We start from the raw sequence: 20,317 nt of genomic DNA, 5'->3' as shown, positions 1-20,317 counted from the left end.
GCGGGGCCGGAGGGGGTGGAGGTGCTGGACGTGCTGGGTGCGCTGGTGGACAAGTCGCTGGTGGTGTCGGTGCCGGTGGAGTCGGGGATGCGGTTCCGGTTGCTGGAGACGGTGGCGGAGTACGCGGGGGAGCGGTTGGAGGAGGCGGGGGAGCGGGCGGTGGTGGAGCGGGCCCACCTCGCCCACTACCGCGAACTCGCCCGCCGCACCGATCCCGAGCTGCGCGGGGCCGGCCAGATCGCCGCCATGGTCCGGCTCGACGCCGAGTACGGCAACATCAGGACCGCCCTCGACCGGGCCGTCGCCGCCCGCGACGAGGACGAGGCCCTCGTCCTCGTCCACGCGCTGCTCTGGTACTGGCAGCTGCGCGACCTGCGCTCCGACGCCCTCCACGGCGTCCGGGCCGCCGCCGCCCTCGGGCCCGACCCCTTCGCCCCGCCCGCCGCGCCCCTCGTGCCGCTCGCGGAGCCGTGCACGGCCGCCCCGCCGCCGCTCTCCGAGGAGCAGCGCTGGGAGGCCCGGCGCGGCGTGCGGCTCGTCGAGCTGATCAACATGGACCACGAGACGGCCCGCTGGACGAGCCCCGAGGGGATCGCCCGGCTCCGCGAGATCACCGCCGTCTACCGGCCCGGCCTGCCGCAGACCTGCCGGCTCCCCGGCTCCTTCGCCGTCTTCGCGGTCCTCATCACGGGGGAGTCCGACCGGCTGCACGAGCTGCTGGACGTCACCGTGGAGGCCTGCCGGAGCAACGGCTACGACTGGGACCTCGCCCACGTCCTGCACATGCGCGCCAACATGCGGGCCAACAGCGGCGCCCTGGCCGAGCAGGCCATCGCGGACGCCGACGAGAGCCTGGCGGTCTTCGAGCGGCTCGGGGACGCCTGGGGCGCGGCGGAGGCGCTCTCCTCCCGCGCCGAGGCGCACGAGCGGCGGCTGGACTTCGAGGCCGCCGCGGCCGACTTCGCCCGGGCCATCGGCTACGCGGAGAAGATCGGCGCCCCCTCGCAGCAGGCGCTGCTGCGGGCCCGCTACGCCGACATCCTGGTGGAGACCGGCCGGGTCGAGGAGGGGGAGGCGATCCTGCGGGAGATCCTCGACGACCGGCACCCCGCGGGCCACGAACCGCAGCTGGGGGCTCGGCTCTTCCTCGCCCTCGCGCTGGGCCGCACGGGCCGGACCGCCGAGGCCCGGGAGCACCTGACGACGCTCCTGGAGGAGTTCGGCAGCGAGACCCTCTCGATCTTCGAGGGGTTCACGCTCGGCAGCCTGGGCTGGATCGACGTCCTGGAGGAGCGGTACGACTCCGCCCTGGTGCGGGCCGCCGAGGCGTACGAGCGGTCGCTGGGTCCGCTGTCGATGATGGTGGCCGCGCAGATGCCCTCGCTGCACCTGACGGTGGGGGCCTGGGCGCTCGCCGGGCTCGGCGGGGAGCACGCGCGGACGGCGGCCGTGCTGCTCGGCGCGCGGGACGGCCTGGTGCCGGCCGGGCACCGGGCGCCGGCGATGGAGCGGGAGAACGTGGCCCGGGCCACGGAGCTGGCCCGGGCGGTGCTCGGCGGGGCCGCCTTCGCCGCCGCGTACGACGAGGGCGGCGGCCTCTCCCTGGAGGAGGCCGCCGCCCTGCTCGGTCGCGCCGCCGACGCGATCACCGGACGCGCCGAGTCCTGATCCCCCGTCACGGGGGAGCCGGTCAGGTCTTCTTGCGGAACCTGGAGACCGCGAGCGGCGCCGTGACCAGGGTGATGACGAGGGACCAGCCCAGCGTCATCCACACGGAGTGGGCGACCGCGCCGCCGTTGATGAGGTTCCGGGCCGCGTCGGCCAGGTTGGAGAGCGGGTTGTAGTCCGTGAAGGTCTCCAGCCAGCCGGGCATCGTCGTGGTCGGGGCGAAGATCGACGAGCCGAACTGGAGGGGCATCAGGACCAGCATCGCCATGCCCTGGACCGCCTGCGCGGACTTCAGGCTCAGGCCGAGCAGGATGAAGATCCACATCAGGGAGGCGCCGAAGACCACCGAGAGGCCGATGGCGGCGAGGAGGTGGAGGACCGAGGTGTGGATCGACAGGCCCAGCAGGAAGCCCATGCCGAGGAGGATCGCGGTGGCGATCAGCATCCGGCCGAGCTCGACGACGATCTTGGCGATGAGGACCGAGGAGCGGGCGATCGGCATCGTCCGGAACCGGTCCATCACCCCCTTCTTGAAGTCGTCGTTGATGCCGACGCCGACGCCCATGGCGATGTTCATGCCCATCATCGCCATCAGGCCGGGCGTCACGTAGTTCACGTAGACGTCGTTGTTGCCCTTGCCGGAGATGGCGCCGCCGAAGACGTACACGAAGAGCAGGATGAAGATGATCGGCATGAACACGGCGTCGAACATCGACTCCGGGTCCTGCTTGATCTGGAGCGCGTTGCGCCGGGCCAGGGCGCCGATGTGGCGCAGGTTGGCCCGCAGGCCGATCCGGCCGTCGGCGGTGGGGGCGGCGGGCCGGGCGGAGCCCGCCCCGGGGGCGCCGGAGGTGCCGGCGGCGGCCTTGGTGACCGTGGTCGTGCTCATGCGGCGACCTCCTCGCTGGTGGTGTCGGACAGCTCGGACCCGGTGGTCTTCTGGCCGGTGATGGCCAGGAACACCTCGTCCAGGCTGGGCAGGTGGGTGCCGATGTGGGCGATCCCGAAGCCGCGCGAGCCGAGCAGGGTGACGACGGCGGTCAGCTGCTGGTCGGTGAGGATCGGGACGTACAGCGCGCCCTCGTCGGGCACCACGGTGGCGCCGGCGACGCCGTCGAGGCCGGTCTCGCGGAGCGCGGCGGCCATCTCGGGGAGCCGGGCGGGGTCGACCGGGCGGACCTTGAGGGTCCGGCCGCCGACCTTCGCCTTGAGCTCGTCGACCTCGCCCTGGGCGATGACCTTGCCCCGGTCGACGACGGTCAGCTCGCTCGCGAGCTGCTCGGCCTCCTCCATGTACTGGGTGGTGAGGAGGACCGTCACGCCCTCGGAGACCATCAGCTTGACCTCGTCCCACACCTCGTTGCGGGTGCGGGGGTCGAGGCCGGTGGTCGGCTCGTCCAGGTAGAGCACGGCCGGCCGGCCGATCATCGAGGCGGCGAGGTCGAGGCGGCGCCGCATGCCGCCGGAGTAGTTCATCGCCGGGCGCTTGGCGGCCTCGGTGAGGGAGAAGCGCTCCAGCATCTCGTCGGCGCGGCGGCGGGCGTCCGCGCGGGAGAGGTCGAGCAGCCGGCCGATCATGTACAGGTTCTCGAAGCCGGAGAGCTTCTCGTCGACGGAGGCGTACTGGCCGGTGAGGCCGATGGTGCGGCGCAGCTGGCGGGGCTGGCGCACCACGTCGTAGCCGGCGACGGTGGCGGTCCCGGCGTCCGGGACGAGGAGGGTGGAGAGGCAGCGGACGAGGGTGGTCTTGCCGGCTCCGTTGGGTCCGAGGACGCCGAGGACGGTGCCCTCGCGGACGTCCAGGTCGACCCCGTCGAGGGCCTTGGTCTCGCCGAAGTGCTTCACGAGGCCCCGGACCTCGATGGCGTTGGCGTCGGTCTGTGATCGCGTCATGCCCCTAGGAAACACGGGACCACTGACAGCTCCCCGACAGGCCGCCGACAGGCCGCCGACAGGCCGCCGACGGACGGCCGACAGCCCGCCGATGGGGGATGTCGGCGGGCTGTCGGGTGGTGCCGGGAGCGGTCTAGTGGAAGGTGTGCTCCTCGGCGGGGAAGGACCCGCCGGCCACGTCCTCGGCGAAGGCGCGGGCGGCGTCGCCGAGCGTCTCGCGGAGGTTGGCGTACTGCTTGCTGAAGCGCGGCACCTTGCCGCCGGTCAGGCCGGCCATGTCGGTCCAGACGAGGACCTGGGCGTCGGTGTCGGGGCCCGCGCCGATCCCGACGACCGGGATGTGCAGCGAGCGGGTGACCTCGGCGGCCAGCTCGGCCGGAACCAGCTCCAGGACGAGCGAGAAGGCGCCCGCGTCCTGGGCTGCCTTGGCGTCGCGCAGCAGCTTGTGGGCGGCCTCGTCGGAGCGGCCCTGCACCCGGTAGCCCATGGTGTTCACGGACTGCGGGGTGAGTCCCAGGTGGGACATGACGGGGATGCCCGCCTGGACCAGCATCTCGGTCTGCGGCAGCGAGCGCTCGCCGCCCTCCAGCTTGACCGCCTGGACGCCGGCGTCCTTGACGAGGCGGGTGGCGCTGCGCAGGGCCTGGACGGGCCCCTCCTGGTACGAGCCGAAGGGGAGGTCGCCGACGACGAGGGCGCGCTTCGTGCCCCGGACGACGGCGGCGGAGAGCAGGGCCATCTCGTCCATCGTGACGGGCACGGTGGTGTCGTAGCCGAGGTGGCAGTTGCCCATGGAGTCGCCGACGAGGATCACCGGGATGCCGGCCTCGTCGAAGACGGAGGCGGTCATGGCGTCGTAGGCGGTGAGCATGGGCCACTTCTCGCCGCGGGTCTTGGCGGCGGCGATGTCGTGGACGGTGAGACGGCGCGAGCCCGTGCCCCCGTACAGCGTCCTCGTGCTGTCGGCGGGCGGTTTCTGGGCAGCCTGAAGCGTCATGGTGAACGGCTCCTTGTGTCATCTCGAGGCGCCCTGACGGCGTCCCCGGACCACATCCATGGTGGCACTTCGCCGGGCGGGCGGGGAAGTGGGCCGGAGTGGCGCTCTTCACAGGCGAACATCCGTTTGAATCCGGGGTCCGGCGCGTCAAGCCTCGGTCATGTTTTTCCAATACGAGACGGGTCCGTTTCGAAATAGGCCTACAGTGGTGTTCATGCCAGCGCCGTCCCCCTCCCCCTCCGCCCCCGTCTCCCCGCGCGTCCCCGAGGCCGTCCACCGCCGCCGCTGGGCCGTCCTCGGCGTGCTGATGCTCAGCCTGCTGATCGTCGTCCTCGACAACTCGATCCTGAACGTGGCGGTCAAGACGATCGCCTCCCCGGCCCCCACCGGCCTCGGCTCCACCCAGAGCGAGCTGGAGTGGGCCATCAACTCCTACACGCTCGTCTTCGCCGGCCTCCTCTTCGCCTCCGGCCTCCTCGGCGACCGGTTCGGCCGCAAGAAGTCCCTCCTCTTCGGACTCGTCGTCTTCGGCCTCGGCTCCGCCCTCGCCGCCTTCTCCGGCTCCCCGGGCGAGCTCGTCGCCCACCGGGCCGTGATGGGCCTCGGCGCCGCCTTCGTCATGCCCGCCACCCTCGCCGTCCTCATGAACGTCTTCGAGCGCGACGAGCAGCCCAAGGCGATCGGCATATGGGCCGGCGGCGTCGGCCTCGCCATCGCGATCGGCCCGATCACCGGCGGCGTCCTCCTGGAGCACTTCTGGTGGGGCTCGATCTTCCTCGTCAACGTGCCGGTGGTGCTGATCGCCCTCGCCCTGATGGCCTGGCTCGTCCCCGAGTCCCGGGACCCCGCGCCCGGCCGGATCGACCTCGCCGGCGTGGGGCTCTCCGTCCTCGGCCTCGTCCTCCTCGTGTACGGGATCATCCGCGGCGGCGAGCGGGCCTCCTTCACCGAGCCCGGGGTCCTCGTGCCGGTCCTCGCCGGCCTCGCCGTCCTCACCGCCTTCGTCCTGTACGAGAGGCGCAGCGACCACCCGGCCCTGGACGTCTCCTACTTCCGCAAGCCGGTCTTCTCCGCCGCCGTCGCCGCCATCGCCCTGGTCTTCTTCGCCCTCATGGGCGTGACCTTCTTCTCCGCCTTCTACCTCCAGAGCGTCCGCGGCTACAGCGCCCTCGACTCCGGCCTGCTCCTGCTGCCGCTCGCCCTCGCCCAGATGGTCTTCGCGCCCCGGGCCCGGCTCGCCGTCGCCCGCTTCGGCGCCCGGACGGTCTGCGCCTCCGGGATGGCGGCCGTCGCCCTGGGCCTCGGCGCCTTCGCCTTCTTCGACGCGGACACCCCCGTCTGGGTGATGGCCCTGGTCTTCCTGGTGCAGGGCACCGGCATGGCGCACATCATGCCGCCGGTCACCGTCGCGATCATGCAGACGCTGCCCCGGGAGAAGGCCGGCTCCGGCTCCGCGATCAACAACACCTTCCGCCAGGTCGGCGGCGCCCTCGGCGTGGCCGTCCTCGGCTCCGTCCTCTCCTCGGTCTACCGCGGCGAGATCGAGGGCCGGCTCGGCGCCCTCCCGGCCGCCGTCCGCACCACGGCCGGCGAGTCCCTGGAAGCCACCCTGGCGGTCGCCGAGAAGCTGGGCGCCGAGGAGCTCGTCGCCCCCGCCCACCAGGCCTTCCTCGACGCCATGCACGTCACCGCCTGGGCCTCCGCGGGGATCGCCGCCGTCGGCGCCGTGGTGGTCGCCGCCTTCCTCCCCGGCCGCGCCGCCGACCCCGGCGTCCCGGACCGGGCCGCCCCGAGGGCCCCGGAGTCCGCCCGCCGCTGACATCCGCCGGGGTCCGGTCCCCGCCGCGCGGCGGGCGAGAATGAGGACGGCAGCCCTCCCACGACGAAAGGCGGCGCGCGTGTCCCTGGCGGACGGCGAGAACCACGGGGCGCCGGGCGCCCCCGGCCCGGCCCCCGCCCGGCGGCGCCCGGCGGACCCCGCCGCCCCGGCGACGGACGACGGCGCCACCCCCGGGCCCGGCGCGCCCACGGTTCCCGGGCCCGGTGCGGTCCCCGGGCGGGAGGCCTGCGCCGAGGGGGCGGCCCGGCGGGGGCGGCCCCGGAGCGAGGCGGCGGAGCGGGCGATCTTCGACGCCGTCATCGGGCTCATGGAGGGCGGGGTGCCGCTCGGCGACATCTCCATCGAGCGGATCGCCCGCACCGCCGGCGTCGGCAAGGCCACCATCTACCGCCGCTGGTCCGGCAAGGAGGACCTGCTCGTCGAGCTGATCCGCTCCGTCGAGCCGCCGGACCCCGAGCTGCCCGGCACCTCGGTCCGCGACGACCTGGTGATGCTCCTGGAGTTCATGCGGCGGCGCGGACTCGCCAAGCGGAGCTCCGCGCTGCTGCGGAACATGTTCGCGCAGATGCAGGCCCACCCCCGGCTCTGGGACCAGTACCGCCGCACCGCCATCGAGCCCCGCCGCCGCCTCGGCCTCCAGGTCCTGGAGCGCGGCGTCGCCTCCGGCGAGGTCCGGGCCGACCTCGACCTGGAGCTGGTCCACGACCTGTTCGTCGGCCCGCTCCTGCTCCGTACCGTCCTCCAGCCCGACGCCGACCTGGCGCCGGACTTCCCGGCGCGCGTCGCCGACACCGTCCTCGACGGCGTCCGGCCGAGAAACTGACCACACCCGGACCCGCACGAATGTGCGCGTTCTGTCACAGCCCGCCCGAACCGGCACGCCGCCGGAACCCCGCCACACGCCGCGTCCGTCCTTGGGGGAGTGCACGGGGCCCGGCATCGCCTAGGGTCGGGGCGGGCCTCGGAGCACGGACGGCACGACGGCACGGCAAGGCGAGCGAGGGGCAACGATGGCGCGGGTGGACACGACGGGGACGGAGCACGGCGGAACGGGAGGTGCCCGTTCCGGGTCGCGTGACCGGTTCCGCTCCGCCCTCGGCCGTCTGCGGCGCGACCCCGGCATCTGGCGGCGCGGCATCCTGCTGGCCGTCTGCGCCCTCGGCCTGACCCTCCTGATGGCCTTCCACTCGCAGATCCCCAACCGGGTCGGCAACCTCGGCAGCCTCACCGAGACCTTCCTCCCCTGGCTCGGCCTCTTCGTGCCCCTCCTGTTCCTCCTCGCGCTGCTCCGCCGCTCCGCCACCGCGCTGATCGCGCTGCTGCTCCCGGCGGTGGTCTGGCTCAACCTCTTCGGCGGTCTGGTCGCCGACAAGTCGGCCGCCGGGGGCGACCTCACCGTCGCCACCCACAACGTCAACGCCGACAACCCCGACCCCGAGGGCACCGCCCGTCAGCTCGCCGCCTCCGGCGCCGACGTGCTCGCCCTGGAGGAGCTGAAGGCCGACATGGTGCCGGTCTACGAGCGGGCGCTCGCGGAGAAGTACCCGCACCACTCCGTCCAGGGCACCGTCGGCCTGTGGAGCCGGCTGCCGCTGCGCGACGCGAAGCCGGTCGACATCCACATGGGCTGGACCCGCGCCATGCGCGCCACCGTCGTCGCCCCCCAGGGCGAGCTGCGGGTGTACGTCGCCCACCTGCCCTCCGTGCGGGTCAAGCTGAACGCCGGCTTCACCGCCAACCAGCGCGACAACAGCGCCAACGCCCTGGGCGAGGCCATCGCGAGCGACCGGGCGCAGCGGGTCGTCCTCCTCGGCGACCTCAACGGCACCATGAACGACCGCGCCCTCAACGCCGTCACCGCCCAGATGCGCTCCACCCAGGGCGCGGCCGGCGACGGCTTCGGCTTCTCCTGGCCGGCCTCCTTCCCGATGGCCCGGATCGACCAGATTTTGGTCCGGGGCGTCGAGCCGGTCTCCTCCTGGGCGCTGCCGGAGACGAAGAGCGACCACCTGCCGCTCGCCGCCCGCATCACCCTCTGACCCCGCGGGCGGGCGGACGCACCCCGCCCGAAACACACTCTTCATCCCCCGGTGGCCGGGGGACCCTCCGGGATCTGCCACAATTTGTTTTCGAAAGAAACAAACCCCTGGATCCGGAAAGGGTCTCCCACCCATGCCCGTGGCCCTGCTCGCCCTGGCCATCTCCGCCTTCGGCATCGGCACCACCGAGTTCGTGATGATGGGCCTGCTGCCCAACGTCGCGGACGACCTCGGCACCACCGTCCCCACCGCGGGCCACCTCGTCTCCGCCTACGCCCTCGGCGTCGTCGTCGGCGCCCCGCTGCTCACCGCCCTCGGCTCCCGCGTCCCGCGCAAGCGGATGCTGCTCCTGCTGATGGTCCTCTTCACCGTCGGCAACCTCGCCTCCGCCCTCGCCCCCGGCTACGGCTGGCTGCTCGCCGGCCGGGTCCTCGCGGGCCTCCCGCACGGCGCCTTCTTCGGCGTCGGCGCCGTCGTGGCCGCCCGCCTCGTCCGTCCCGACCGGCAGGCCCGCGCGGTCGCCACCATGTTCCTGGGCCTCACCGTCGCCAACATCCTCGGCGTCCCCGCCGCCACCCTGCTCGGCCAGCACCTCGGCTGGCGCGCGACCTTCCTGGTCGTCGCCGTCATCGGCCTGGCCTCGCTCGCGGCCCTCGCCCGGATGGTCCCCGAAATCCCCGTCGACGAGCGGCAGGGCCTCGGCCGCGAGGTGCGCGCCCTCGGCCGCCCGCAGGTGCTGCTCGGCCTGCTCACCGCGGTCTTCGGCTTCGCCGGCGTCTTCGCCGTCTACTCCTACCTGGCCTCCATGACCACCGAGGTCATGGGCTTCGGCGAGTCCACCGTCACCGTCGTCCTCGCCCTCTTCGGCCTGGGCATGACCGGTGGCGCGCTCGCCGCCGGACCGCTCACCGACCGCGCCCCGCGCCCCACCCTCTACGGCTCGCTCGCGGTCCTCGCCGTGACCCTGGTGGCGTTCCGCTTCACGATCCACGTGCCCTGGCTCGCGCTGGTCACCGTGGTGGTCCTCGGCGCCGTCGGCTTCATGACCACCACCCCGCTCCAGATGCTCGTCATGGAGAAGGCGAAGGACGCGCCCACCCTGGCCTCCGCCTCCAACCACTCCGCCTTCAACCTCGCCAACGCGGGCGGCGCCTGGGCCGGCGGCGCCGCCGTCGCGGCAGGCTGGGGCTGGACCTCCCCGGCCCTGGTCGGCGCGGGCCTCGCCGCCGCCGGCCTGGCGATCGCCGTCGTCGCCGGCCTCCTCGACCGCCCGGGCCGGAGGGCGGAGGCCTCGCACGTGGTCGCGCGGGGTCCCCTCGGCCAGGACCCCGGCGTCAGGAAGCCGGTGTCTCCCGCCAGCGGTTCGTGATCGGCAGCCGCCGGTCCTTGCCGAAGCCCTTCGCCGAGATCTTGGTGCCCGGCGGGTACTGGCGCCGCTTGTACTCCGCCGCGTCCACCATCCGCAGCGTCCGTGCCACCAGCTCCGCGTCGAAGCCGGCCGCCACGATCGCGTCCGTGCCCTCGTCCCCGTCCACGTACAGGGCGAGGATCCGGTCGAGCACGCCGTAGTCCGGCAGCGAGTCGGTGTCCACCTGGCCCGGGCGCAGCTCGGCGCTGGGCGGCTTCGCGATCGAGTTCTCCGGGATCGGCGGGGCCTGGCCCCGCTCCTCGGCCGCCCGGTTGCGCCAGCGGGCCAGCCGGAAGACGTCCGACTTGTAGACGTCCTTGATCGGCCCGTAGGCGCCGACCGAGTCGCCGTAGAGCGTCGAGTAGCCCACCGCCAGCTCGGACTTGTTGCCCGGGGCGAGGACGAGGTGGCCCTCCTGGTTGGAGATCGCCATCAGGGTGGTGCCGCGCAGCCGGGACTGGAGGTTCTCCTCGGCGAGGCCGGTGAGCTCCAGCGCGGCCGTGTACGCGTCGAACATCGGCCCGATCGGCACGGTGCGGAAGTGCAGGCCGGTCCGGCGGGCCAGTTCGGCCGCGTCGCCCTTCGAGTGGTCGGAGGAGTACTTCGACGGCATCGACACCCCGTGCACCCGGTCCGCGCCGAGCGCGTCGCAGGCGATCGCGGCGACCAGCGCCGAGTCGATCCCGCCGGAGAGGCCGACCACCACCGAGCTGAAACCGTTCTTCGCGACGTACGCGCGCAGCCCGATCACCAGCGCCGAGTAGACCTCCTCGTCGTCGTCGAGCCGCTGCGCGTAACCGCCCGTCAGCTCCGGCTCGGTCACCGGCAGCGCCTCGCCGGCCTCGCCGGCGAGCACCGCCCGGTCGATCCGCAGCCCGTCGTCCACCACCGTCCCCGGGGCGGGCGCCTCCGGATCGGCGGCCGGCAGGTCCAGGTCGAGCAGCACGCTGCCCTCGGTGAACTGCGGGGCCCGGGCGATCACCTCGCCCGCCGCGTCCACCACGATCGAGTCCCCGTCGAAGACCAGCTCGTCCTGCCCGCCGGTCGACGCCAGGTAGGCGGTCGTGCAGCCGGCCTCCCGGGCCCGCTTGCCGACCAGTTCGAGGCGGGTGTCGTCCTTGTTCCGCTCGTACGGCGAGGCGTTCACCGACAGCAGCAGGCCGGCCCGGGCGCTGCGCGCGGCCGGCACCCGGCCGCCCTCCTGCCACAGGTCCTCGCAGATCGCGAGCGCCACGTCGACCCCGCGCACCCGCAGCACCGGCAGCGTGTCGCCCTGCACGAAGTAGCGGAACTCGTCGAAGACGCCGTAGTTCGGCAGGTGGTGCTTGGCGAAGCGGAGCACGGCCCGGCCGCGGTGCAGCACCGCCGCCGCGTTCTCCGGCGAGCCGGCCGGACGCCCCAGCCGGGGCACCGCCCGCTCGGTGCGGTCGAGGTAGCCGACGACCACCGGCACCTCGCCGAAGCCCTCGTCGGCGAGCCGCTCCGCGAGCGCGGCCAGCGCCGCCCGGGAGGCCTCGACGAAGGACGGCCGCAGGGCCAGGTCCTCGACGGGGTAGCCGGTCAGCGCCATCTCGGGGAACGCGACGAGGTGCGCGCCCTGCCCGACGGCGTGCCGGGTCCAGTGGACGATCGCCTCGGAGTTCCCGGCGACGTCCCCGACGGTCGAGTCGATCTGATTCAGCGCGAGGCGTAGTCGATGCACGCCCCCCAGTCTAATCGTCAAACCGACGCTATGTCCTGGGAACCATGACCGGATCCTGCCGTCGCCGCCCCCTTCGCCCCGACATGCGAAGAGCGTCCGCCCCGCTGATCATGGGCCCATGACGACCACTGACGATCCGGCGGAGTCGGCCCGGCCCGCCACCGGCGAGGACGCGGCGGTCCTCCAGGACGACGGCACCAAGCGGCAGTTCATCTCCTGGCTCACGCTCGCCTTCATGACCACGGCGTCCGTCGCCTCGCTGCGGCCCGCGCCGACCATGGCCATCTACGGCCTCGCCGCGGTCTTCCTCTACCTGCTCCCGGCCGTCGTCTTCCTCCTCCCCACCGCCCTCGTCGGCGCCGAACTCGCCTCCGGCTGGTCCGGCGGCATCTACCGCTGGGTCAGCGAGGCCCTCGGCAAGCCGCTCGGCTTCCTCGCCGTCTGGTGCCAGTTCGCCATGACGATCGCCTACTACCCGAGCCTGCTCGCCTACGTCGCCTCGACCTTCGCGTACGTCATCGACCCCTCGCTCGCCGAGAACGGCCTCTACGTCGCGATCGTCATCGTCACCGTCTACTGGGCCGGCGTCTGGATCTCCTCGCGCGGCACCCGGGCCATCGCCGGACTCTCCTCCTTCGGCCTGATCATCGGCACCCTCGTCCCCGGCGTGCTCCTCGTCGCCCTCGGCATGGTCTTCCTCGCCCAGGGCAACCCCTCCGCCCAGCCGATGAGCGCCGACCACTGGCTGCCGCCGTGGACCGGCCTCGCCAGCCTCGTCCTCATCGTCAACAACTTCCTGTCCTACGCGGGCATGGAGATGAACGGCGTCCACGTCTCCTCGCTGCGCGAACCCAGGCGCGAGTACCCGAAGTCGATGTTCCTGGCCACCGGACTCGTCCTGCTCATCTTCATCCTCCCGGCCCTCGCCATCGCCTGGGTGATGCCCTCCTCGCAGCTCAGCCTCACCGCCGGCCTCATGCAGGCCTTCGAGGCCTTCTTCCGGCACTTCTCCATCGGCTGGATGACCCGGGTCGTCGGCGTCATGCTGGTCTGCGCCGCCCTCGGCGGCATGCTCACCTGGCTCTCCGGACCCGCCAAGGGCCTCGTCCTGCTCTCCCGCCAGGAGGGCTACCTCCCGCCCGCCTTCCAGAAGTTCAACAAGGCCGGCTCCCCGACCGCGATCATGGTCGCCCAGGGCGTGGTCACCACCCTGATCGGCATCCTCTACGCCTTCAGCGACAGCGTCTCCAGCTCGTACTGGATGTTCTCCGTCATCACCGTGCAGATCTACCTGATCGCCTACCTGCTGATGTTCGTCGCCGTCGTCCGGCTCCGCCGCACCCAGCCCCGCGTCGAGCGCGGCTTCCGCGTCCCCGCCGTCACCTGGGTCGCCTCCGTCGGCTTCGTCGCCTCCGTCGCCGCCCTCGTCATCGGCTTCGTCCCGCCCGACCAGTTCGACGGCGAGCCGCTCTGGCGCTACCTCCTGATCGTCGGCGGCGGCCTGCTCCTCCTCGGCCTCGTCATCCCCGGCCTCCTCCTCAAGTACCGCAAGCCCGAATGGGTCCACCCCGACCACCGGGAACCTTCCGGCACTCCCTGACGTCTGACCCCGTATGCCCGGAAAGGTCACGCGCGCGTCCGCCGTCCTGCTGTTCCTGGGGGCGCTCGCGTACACCGCCTGGGTCCTCGAAGCCGTCGTACGGACCGGTCTCGACCCGGTCCGCACCTACGTCTCCGAGCTCGCCGCCGCCGACCAGCCGCTCGGCGGCCTCTTCCGCGCCACCGACCTCGCCGCCGGCCTCCTCGTCCTCGCCGGCGCCGTCACCGGCCTCCTCGCCGGCCGCGCCCCCGCCGCCCCCGAGCCCGGCGTCCCCCGCTGGGCCCGCACCGGCACCGGCCCCGCCGGCCGCCGCCCCTGGCTCCTCGCCGGCTGGAGCGCCCTCGCCCTCTTCGGCGCCGCCACCGCCGTCGACTCCCGCCTCCCGCTCAGCTGCGCCCCCACCGCCGACCCCGCGTGCGCCGCCCGCGAGACCGCCGGCCTCGTCCCCGCCACCCATGCGGCCCACGCCGTCAGTTCGAGTCTCGCCATGACCGGCGCGCTCGTCGCCATGACCGCCCTCACCCTCGCCGCCCGCCGGTACGGCCTCTGGCGGCCGCTGGCCCGCACCGGGCCGGTCCTCGTCGCCCTGGAGCTCGCCGCCACCGTCTGGACCCTCGCCGCCGTCGCCGCCTTCGAGGCCGGCCGGGGCCCGTGGCTGCTCGGCGCCGGCCAGCGCCTCCAGGTCCTGCTCGTCGCCGTCTGGACCGGCGTCCTCGCCGTCTCGCTGGCCCGGGGGGAGACCCGCAGGCGCCCCGCGCGCGCGGCGGCGGCCGGGGAAGGGGCCCGGACGTGACCTTCGTCCGCGTCGGGGACCTCGCCCACCACGTCGCCGTCGACGGGCAGGGGCCGGTCTGCGTCCTCTCCGCCGGCCTCGGCCTCGCCTGGTTCGACTGGGACCCGGTCGTGCCGCTGCTCGCCCCGCACCGCACCGTCGTCCGCTTCGACCGGCCCGGCCACGGCCTCACCCAGGGCACCACCGCGCCCCCCACCCTCGCCGGCGAGGCCGACCGGATCGCCGCCCTCCTCGACGCCCTGCGGCTCCCGGGGCCCGCCACCGTCGTCGGCCACTCGATCGCCGGCTTCCACGCCGAGGGGTTCGCCCGCCTCCACCCGGACCGCACGGCCGCCCTGGTCCTCGTCGACTCCTCGGTCGAGGAGCACCCCCGCCCCGGCCGCCTCGGCTGGACCGTCCCCGCGGGGACCGCCCTCACCGCCCTCGGCCTGCCCGCCGCCCTCGGCCCCGCCCTCCGCCGCCTCGCCGTCCACCCCGACCCCGCCCCGCCCGCCGCGCTCCGCCGGGTCTACCGGGCCTCACGCGTCTGGCGCGGCGCGCTCCGCGAGAACGCCCGCTACGGCTCCGTCGCCGTCGAGCTCGACGCCCTGCGCCGCGTCCGCCCGCTCCCGCCCGGCGCCCCCGTCACCGTCCTCGCCGCCCCCGACGGCTCCGCCCGCTGGGAGCAGCGCCAGCGCGCGCTGGCCCGGCGGCTCGACGGCCGCTACGCGGCGGCCGAACCGTCGGGCCATCTGGTCATGCGGGACGCCCCGGACGCGGTCGCCCGGGCCGTACTGGGGCCTCAGGACGCGGCGTAGACGCTCGCGCAGAAGGCCTTCAGCTGCTCGTCCGACAGCTGCTGGGCCAGGTCGGCCTCGCTGATCATGCCGACCAGCCGCTTGTTCTCGATCACCGGGAGCCGCCGGATCTGGTGGCTCTGCATCTCCTCCAGGACGGCGCCCACGTCCGCGTCCGCGGCGATCCAGCGCGGCGTGCCCTGGACGATCTCGCCGCAGGTCACCTCCGCCGGGTCGTGGCCCATCGCCACACAGCGGACCACGATGTCGCGGTCGGTCACGATGCCGCAGAGCCGTTCGTTCTCGTCGGCGACGGGGAGGGCCCCCACGTCCAGGTTGCGCATCATCTGCGCCGCGCGGTCGAGCGTCTCGTGGGCCGGGATCCACTGGGCTCCCGGATGCATGATGTCCTTCGCCGTGGTCATGGGGTGCGTACCTTTCGTCGAACGTCCTCGCACGTACGTCCCCGAGCGCCTTCATTCTGCGGGCACGCGTCGGCCCCCGCGACCGCAGCGGGTCACGGGGGCCGGGGAGCCGCCGGCTCAGGCGGTCGCGCCGCGCTTGCGGAGCATGTCCGCCATCAGCGCGATCTCCGACTCCTGCGCGTCGACCATGCCCTGGGCGAGGTCCCGCTCCAGCGGGACCGAGCACTTCTGCACACAGCCCTCGGCCATGTGCACCCCGCCCTTGTGGTGGGCTGTCATCAGCCGCAGGTAGAGGATCTCGGCCTCCTTGCCGGAGGCCTTCCGCAGCGCGTCCAGCTGCGTCCTGGTCGCCATGCCGGGCATCAGCGCGCCGTCCTTGGCGGCGGCGTCGCCGGTGACCGGCATGCCCATCCAGGTCATCGGCGGGGTGCCGGACTCGACCTTCGGCAGGCCCCACAGGTCCAGCCAGCCGAGCATCATCCCGCGCTGGTTGGCCTGGGTGTTGGCGATGTCGTACGCGAGCCGGCGCACCGACTCGTCCGTCGTCCGGTCCCGGACGACGAAGGACATCTCGACGGCCTGCTGGTGGTGGACCGACATGTCCCGGGCGAAGCCGGCGTCCGCCGAGGCGGAGTCCGGGGTGCGGGGCGCCTCCTCGCGCTCGGCCGAGGCGACCGTGACCGCGCCCGCGGCGAACAGCACCGACAGGGCGACCGCGGTGATCGCCGCGTACCGGGTGCGGCGGGGGGTCACTGGCCCATCCCTGCGCCGCCCACGCCGTCGGCGCCGACGCCGCCGGTGCAGGCCGCGCCCGGCTCGGGCGTCTGCGCGCCCTGCACGTACTTGGTGAAGAAGGCGTCGACGCGCGGGTCGCTCGCGCTGTCCACGGTCACCTGCTTGCCCCAGGCGGAGAGCATGATCGCGCCGGTCTGGTCGTCGACCGGGCTCATCAGCGTGTACGGGGTGTCGGAGACCTTGTCCTTCAGCTTCTTGACGTCCGCCTCGGCCGCCTTCTTGTTGTACGTCACCCAGACGGCGCCGTGCTCCAGGGAGTGCACGGCGTTCACCTCGGGGACGGCCTTGTCGTAGACGTCGCCGTCGCAGTTCAGCCAGACCGGGTGGTGGTCGCCGCCGACCGGCGGCTTGGTGTCGTACTTCACCGCGGTCTCGACGTGGTTGCGGCCCAGCTTCTTGGCGTCCCAGGACTTCTCGCCCGCGATCGGGGCCTTGGCGGCGGCCTCCTTGGCCTCCTCCTCGTCGGCCTTCTTCATCAGCACGAAGGTGCCGAAGCCGACGAGGCTCAGCACGACGACGGCGGAGATGCCGATGGTCAGGAAGCGGTTGCGGCGCTCGCGGGCCTGCTCGGCGCGGCGCATCTCCTCTATTCGGGCGCGGCGGTCGGCGGTGTTCGAGCGGTTGGCGGCCATGGTGGTGTCGTCCTTCTGGGAAAGATTCACGAGGGGGAAAGGGTCGTTCGGGGCAGGGCGGGAGAACCGGCCTAGGTCCGCAGGACCTGAAGGACGTGCAGGTCCGGGGCGCGCGGCCGGACCCCGGGACCGCCCGCCGCACCGTCGCGGGCGAGCGCGTCGAAGCGCGGCAGCCGGTCCTCCGCGTGCAGCGGGGGGTCGAGGGGCGGGGCGCCGAGCACCGCGGGGGAGAGCGAGGGGAAGAGGGAGCAGTCGCCCCGGTCGTACGGGCACACGTACGCGGCCCGGCCGGTCCCGGGGACGGGGGTGGCGGCGGGGCCGGCGGCGGGAGCGGCGGCGGTGCCGGAGCCGGACCCCGGGCCCGTGCCGGCGGTCCGCCCGTGCCCCGGATGGCCGCCCGGCCCCGCCGGTCCGCTCCCCAGACAGACGAAGAGCGCGGCGAGGAGCGTCGCCGCGGCACTCACCAGTGCCAGGGGACGCGCGTGCCGGTACGGGCGTTCGAGCCGCAGGGCTCCCATGGGCGCAGATCGTAGTGGGCGGGACGGCTCCGTGGGCCGGACGGGGTAGGACTTCCGACAGCCCTCGGTTATCTGTGTCACACCCGAACGGGCAGTATGGGTGTGCAACGTGCGCGAAACCATGTGGTGGGATGCTCAGGTGCCCCCCGATGTTGCCCGAGGCGGTGGGAGCAGGCGGCCTGACCAGCGAGGATGGGTGTGGAAATGGACAAGCAGCAGGAATTTGTGCTCCGTACGCTCGAAGAGCGCGACATCCGCTTCGTGCGCCTGTGGTTCACGGACGTGCTCGGGTTCCTCAAGTCGGTGGCCGTGGCGCCCGCCGAGCTGGAGCAGGCCTTCGACGAGGGCATCGGCTTCGACGGCTCCGCGATCGAGGGCTTCGCCCGGGTGTACGAGTCCGACATGATCGCCAAGCCGGACCCGGGCACCTTCCAGATCCTGCCCTGGCGGGCCGAGGCGCCCGGCACGGCCCGGATGTTCTGCGACATCCTGATGCCGGACGGCTCCCCGTCCTTCGCCGACCCGCGCTTCGTCCTCAAGCGGGCCCTCGCCAAGGCGTCCGACCTCGGCTTCACCTTCTACACCCACCCCGAGATCGAGTTCTTCCTGCTGAAGGACAAGCCGCTCGACGGCACCCGGCCCACCCCGGCCGACAACTCGGGCTACTTCGACCACACCCCGCAGAACGTGGGCATGGACTTCCGCCGCCAGGCCATCACCATGCTCGAATCGATGGGCATCTCCGTCGAGTTCTCCCACCACGAGGGCGCCCCCGGCCAGCAGGAGATCGACCTCCGCTACGCCGACGCGCTCTCCACCGCGGACAACATCATGACCTTCCGCCTGGTCATGAAGCAGGTGGCGCTGGAGCAGGGCGTCCAGGCGACCTTCATGCCGAAGCCCTTCTCGGAGTACCCGGGCTCCGGCATGCACACCCACCTCTCCCTCTTCGAGGGCGACCGGAACGCCTTCTACGAGTCGGGCGCCGAGTACCAGCTCTCCAAGGTGGGCCGCTCCTTCATCGCGGGCCTGCTGAAGCACGCGGGCGAGATCTCCGCCGTGACGAACCAGTGGGTCAACTCGTACAAGCGCATCTGGGGCGGCTCCTCCCGCACGGCCGGCTCCGGCGGCGAGGCCCCCTCCTACATCTGCTGGGGCCACAACAACCGCTCCGCCCTCATCCGCGTCCCGATGTACAAGCCCGGCAAGACCGGCTCCTCCCGCGTCGAGGTCCGCTCCATCGACTCCGGCGCCAACCCCTACCTGACCTACGCGGTCCTCCTCGCCGCCGGCCTCAAGGGCATCGAGGAGGGGTACGAGCTCCCCGCCGGCGCCGACGACGACGTCTGGGCGCTCAGCGACTCCGAGCGCCGCGCGATGGGCATCGAGCCCCTCCCGCAGAACCTCGGCGAGGCGATCGCCCTCATGGAGAAGAGCGAACTGGTCGCCGAGACCCTCGGCGAGCACGTCTTCGACTTCTTCCTGCGCAACAAGAAGCAGGAGTGGGAGGAGTACCGCTCCGAGGTCACCGCCTTCGAGCTGCGGAAGAACCTGCCGGTGCTGTAAGCGCAGGTCAGGACAGGTAGAGCTGGGAACTGAGGCTGAGGGGCGACGGTCGTGAACCGTCGCCCCTCAGGCGTCCTAATCGGCCTGGGCCGTCCCTGGGCCGTCAGACGTCGAACCGGGGACCTCGTAGAGCCCGTCCACGGCCCGGCGGGCCCGCCCGTCGCTGCTCGGCATCAGGTGCGTGTAGACCCGGAGCGTGAACCCGGGGTCGCCGTGCCCGAGGTATGAGCTGAGCGCCTTGATGTTCTCGCCGGCGTCGAGGAGCACGGACGCGTAGAAGTGCCGCAGCGCGTGCATTCCGTGCTCGCGGGCAGCCTGGTGCCGCTCGCCCTCCTTGGGCTCCGGAATCACGCCAGCCTGGACGAGGGCGAGCTTCCACACGCGGGTGTTGAAGTCGGTCCGGCGCACGGCGCCGCCGCCGGTGAGCGAGAAGTACAGCCGCTTGGTGACGAGCGGACCGTCGGGCTTCAACCACGGCAGGGAGACGGCGACGGGCGGGAATTCCTCGGCATGCTCGCGGAGGACACGAGCGACCTGGCGGGGGAGCGGTACGTCCCGCTCCTTTCCACGCTTCGGCGGACCGAAGACGAGATGCCCGTTGACGACCTTCACCTGATTCGCGATGTGGAGCCATCCGGTGTCGAACCTGACATGCTCCTCGGCCAGTCCGAAGATCTCGCCCTGGCGGAGACCGCAGCCGCCGCCGATGTCGACCATCGCCTGATAGCGCTTCGGCAGCGCGGAGCGCATGGCGAACACCCGGCCTGACGTCCACGGCCGAACCCGCGGCTCGACCGGCGCCGGCGGCCGGACCGAACGGGACTTGCACGGGTTTCTGGCGAGCAGCTCGTCGTCCACGGCCGCAGCGAGCACGGCGGAGACACTGGCGAAGATGACCCGGCGGTACGAGGACACCGGCAGGGGCTTCTCCAGCGCTGCGAGCCACTCACGGATGTGCTCGGGACGGAACGAGTCGATCGGCCGCGTCCCGAGGTACGGGAACGCGTGCAGGCGCAGGTGGACGCCGACGGTCGTCCGTGTCGTCGGGTCCGTGGTCTGCGAGGCGAGCCACTTCTCGCCGTACTGCCGGAACGTGATCCGTCCGGCGGACGGATCGATGTACTGCCCGCGGCTCATGTCGGCCTCGATGGCGGAGAGCCACTTGTCCGCGAGGCGCTTCTGCTTGTCCGGGAAGCACTTGGACTTCTCGGTGCCGTCGGGGCCGATGTACCGGGCCCGGTAGCGACTGCCCTTGCCGTAGCGATTAGTCCTGACCCGGCGCTCCTTGCCATTGGCGTCGGTCTCGGTCTTGTACCAGCGGTCCTGGACGTGGCCGGCCATGGGTGGCTGTGGTTCCTTTCGACGTACGGGAAAGGCCCGTGCCGCCCCACGACGGGGGCGGCACGGGCCGGTGAGAGATGGGTCAGGCGGCGGCGTCGAGTTCGCTCTGCTCGGCGACCCATGCCTGGACGGCGACGGGGTCGTAGCGGACGTGGCGGCCGGCGCGGAATCCGGGCGGGCCGGTGCGCTGCTTGCGCCAGTGGTAGACGGTCTCCAGGGGGACCTCGAAGAGGGCGGCGATGTCCTCAGGCTTGAGGTACCGGGCGGGGAGGTTGGTGTCGGGCTGGGGCGTCTTGGCGGTGGCCATCGGGCTCCTTCAGCTCG

Annotated in this window: 18 protein-coding genes and 1 pseudogene; 9 read left to right on the top strand and 10 right to left on the bottom strand. The window is 73.0% G+C overall.

Features of this window, described 5'->3' with window-relative positions:
• Nucleotides 1-1,668: pseudogene (locus tag IE287_RS19495) on the top strand (AfsR family transcriptional regulator); the annotation flags it as partial.
• Between the two features lie 22 nt (nucleotides 1,669-1,690).
• On the opposite strand, the gene IE287_RS19490 reads toward IE287_RS19495, so the two are convergent.
• From IE287_RS19490 to panB, 3 genes are all read right to left on the bottom strand, one after another.
• Entirely contained in the window at nucleotides 1,691-2,557 is an 867-nt protein-coding gene (locus IE287_RS19490; protein ID WP_189850357.1) for an ABC transporter permease, read from the bottom strand.
• Nucleotides 2,554-3,561, bottom strand: a complete 1,008-nt coding sequence (locus IE287_RS19485) for an ATP-binding cassette domain-containing protein (protein ID WP_189850356.1) — start codon at nucleotides 3,559-3,561, stop codon at nucleotides 2,554-2,556. The genes IE287_RS19490 and IE287_RS19485 overlap by 4 nt, the downstream gene beginning before the upstream one ends.
• Before the next feature lie 133 nt (nucleotides 3,562-3,694).
• Complete coding sequence (panB, locus tag IE287_RS19480) at nucleotides 3,695-4,558, bottom strand: 3-methyl-2-oxobutanoate hydroxymethyltransferase (protein ID WP_189850355.1); 864 nt, start codon at nucleotides 4,556-4,558, stop codon at nucleotides 3,695-3,697.
• A 214-nt stretch (nucleotides 4,559-4,772) separates the two neighbouring features.
• Here panB and IE287_RS19475 point away from each other — a divergent pair, with 214 nt between their 5' ends.
• The 4 genes from IE287_RS19475 (at nucleotide 4,773) to IE287_RS19460 (ending at nucleotide 9,806) form a co-directional block, all read left to right on the top strand.
• Entirely contained in the window at nucleotides 4,773-6,377 is a 1,605-nt protein-coding gene (locus tag IE287_RS19475; RefSeq protein WP_189850354.1) for an MFS transporter, read from the top strand.
• A 79-nt stretch (nucleotides 6,378-6,456) separates the two neighbouring features.
• Complete coding sequence (locus tag IE287_RS19470) at nucleotides 6,457-7,221, top strand: TetR/AcrR family transcriptional regulator (RefSeq protein WP_229883581.1); 765 nt, start codon at nucleotides 6,457-6,459, stop codon at nucleotides 7,219-7,221.
• 187 nt (nucleotides 7,222-7,408) lie between these two features.
• Nucleotides 7,409-8,437 (top strand): endonuclease/exonuclease/phosphatase family protein, encoded by a 1,029-nt coding sequence (locus tag IE287_RS19465; protein ID WP_189850352.1) that lies wholly within the window; start codon nucleotides 7,409-7,411, stop codon nucleotides 8,435-8,437.
• A gap of 133 nt (nucleotides 8,438-8,570) precedes the next feature.
• Nucleotides 8,571-9,806: an MFS transporter gene (locus tag IE287_RS19460; protein WP_189850351.1), complete on the top strand. Its 1,236-nt coding sequence runs from the start codon at nucleotides 8,571-8,573 to the stop codon at nucleotides 9,804-9,806.
• Here IE287_RS19460 and IE287_RS19455 read toward each other — a convergent pair.
• On the bottom strand, nucleotides 9,772-11,547 hold the full coding sequence (locus IE287_RS19455; protein ID WP_189850350.1) for an NAD+ synthase: 1,776 nt from the start codon (nucleotides 11,545-11,547) through the stop codon (nucleotides 9,772-9,774). The genes IE287_RS19460 and IE287_RS19455 overlap by 35 nt on opposite strands.
• Before the next feature lie 118 nt (nucleotides 11,548-11,665).
• On the opposite strand from IE287_RS19455, the gene gadC reads away from it, so the two are divergent.
• The 3 genes from gadC to IE287_RS19440 are packed head-to-tail and all read left to right on the top strand — an operon-like array spanning nucleotide 11,666 to nucleotide 14,737.
• The gene (gadC, locus tag IE287_RS19450; protein WP_189850349.1) at nucleotides 11,666-13,147 is read left to right on the top strand and encodes a glutamate/gamma-aminobutyrate antiporter GadC; all 1,482 of its coding nucleotides are present in this window, start codon (nucleotides 11,666-11,668) and stop codon (nucleotides 13,145-13,147) included.
• A 13-nt stretch (nucleotides 13,148-13,160) separates the two neighbouring features.
• Nucleotides 13,161-13,940: a DUF998 domain-containing protein gene (locus tag IE287_RS19445; protein ID WP_189850348.1), complete on the top strand. Its 780-nt coding sequence runs from the start codon at nucleotides 13,161-13,163 to the stop codon at nucleotides 13,938-13,940.
• Entirely contained in the window at nucleotides 13,937-14,737 is an 801-nt protein-coding gene (locus tag IE287_RS19440; RefSeq protein ID WP_189850347.1) for an alpha/beta fold hydrolase, read from the top strand. Before IE287_RS19445 ends, IE287_RS19440 begins: the two co-directional genes overlap by 4 nt.
• Here the strand turns inward: IE287_RS19440 and IE287_RS19435 are convergent.
• From IE287_RS19435 to IE287_RS19420, 4 genes are all read right to left on the bottom strand, one after another.
• The gene (locus tag IE287_RS19435) at nucleotides 14,722-15,141 is read right to left on the bottom strand and encodes a CBS domain-containing protein (protein ID WP_189850346.1); all 420 of its coding nucleotides are present in this window, start codon (nucleotides 15,139-15,141) and stop codon (nucleotides 14,722-14,724) included. The two genes, IE287_RS19440 and IE287_RS19435, sit on opposite strands and share 16 nt — an antisense overlap.
• Before the next feature lie 117 nt (nucleotides 15,142-15,258).
• Entirely contained in the window at nucleotides 15,259-15,894 is a 636-nt protein-coding gene (locus IE287_RS19430) for a DUF305 domain-containing protein (protein ID WP_189850345.1), read from the bottom strand.
• Nucleotides 15,891-16,568 (bottom strand): thioredoxin-like domain-containing protein, encoded by a 678-nt coding sequence (locus tag IE287_RS19425; protein WP_189850380.1) that lies wholly within the window; start codon nucleotides 16,566-16,568, stop codon nucleotides 15,891-15,893. Before IE287_RS19425 ends, IE287_RS19430 begins: the two co-directional genes overlap by 4 nt.
• A gap of 71 nt (nucleotides 16,569-16,639) precedes the next feature.
• The gene (locus tag IE287_RS19420) at nucleotides 16,640-17,086 is read right to left on the bottom strand and encodes a hypothetical protein (protein ID WP_189850344.1); all 447 of its coding nucleotides are present in this window, start codon (nucleotides 17,084-17,086) and stop codon (nucleotides 16,640-16,642) included.
• A gap of 204 nt (nucleotides 17,087-17,290) precedes the next feature.
• Between IE287_RS19420 and glnA2 the strand changes: the two genes are divergently transcribed.
• A complete protein-coding gene (gene glnA2, locus IE287_RS19415) occupies nucleotides 17,291-18,652 on the top strand; it encodes a gamma-glutamylpolyamine synthetase GlnA2 (protein ID WP_189850343.1) in 1,362 nt (453 codons plus the stop codon).
• 75 nt (nucleotides 18,653-18,727) lie between these two features.
• Here the strand turns inward: glnA2 and IE287_RS19410 are convergent, their stop codons facing one another.
• Together IE287_RS19410 and IE287_RS19405 are read right to left on the bottom strand one after the other, a co-directional pair.
• Nucleotides 18,728-19,993: a tyrosine-type recombinase/integrase gene (locus IE287_RS19410; protein WP_189850342.1), complete on the bottom strand. Its 1,266-nt coding sequence runs from the start codon at nucleotides 19,991-19,993 to the stop codon at nucleotides 18,728-18,730.
• Between the two features lie 82 nt (nucleotides 19,994-20,075).
• On the bottom strand, nucleotides 20,076-20,300 hold the full coding sequence (locus tag IE287_RS19405; protein ID WP_189850341.1) for a helix-turn-helix domain-containing protein: 225 nt from the start codon (nucleotides 20,298-20,300) through the stop codon (nucleotides 20,076-20,078).
• Nucleotides 20,301-20,317: the final 17 nt, after the last annotated feature.

It is taken from the genome of Streptomyces omiyaensis (assembly GCF_014650895.1).
GTDB lineage: Bacteria > Actinomycetota > Actinomycetes > Streptomycetales > Streptomycetaceae > Streptomyces > Streptomyces omiyaensis.
The sequence above is the reverse complement of the archived record's forward strand: the minus strand, read 5'-3'. Positions and strand labels throughout refer to the sequence as shown.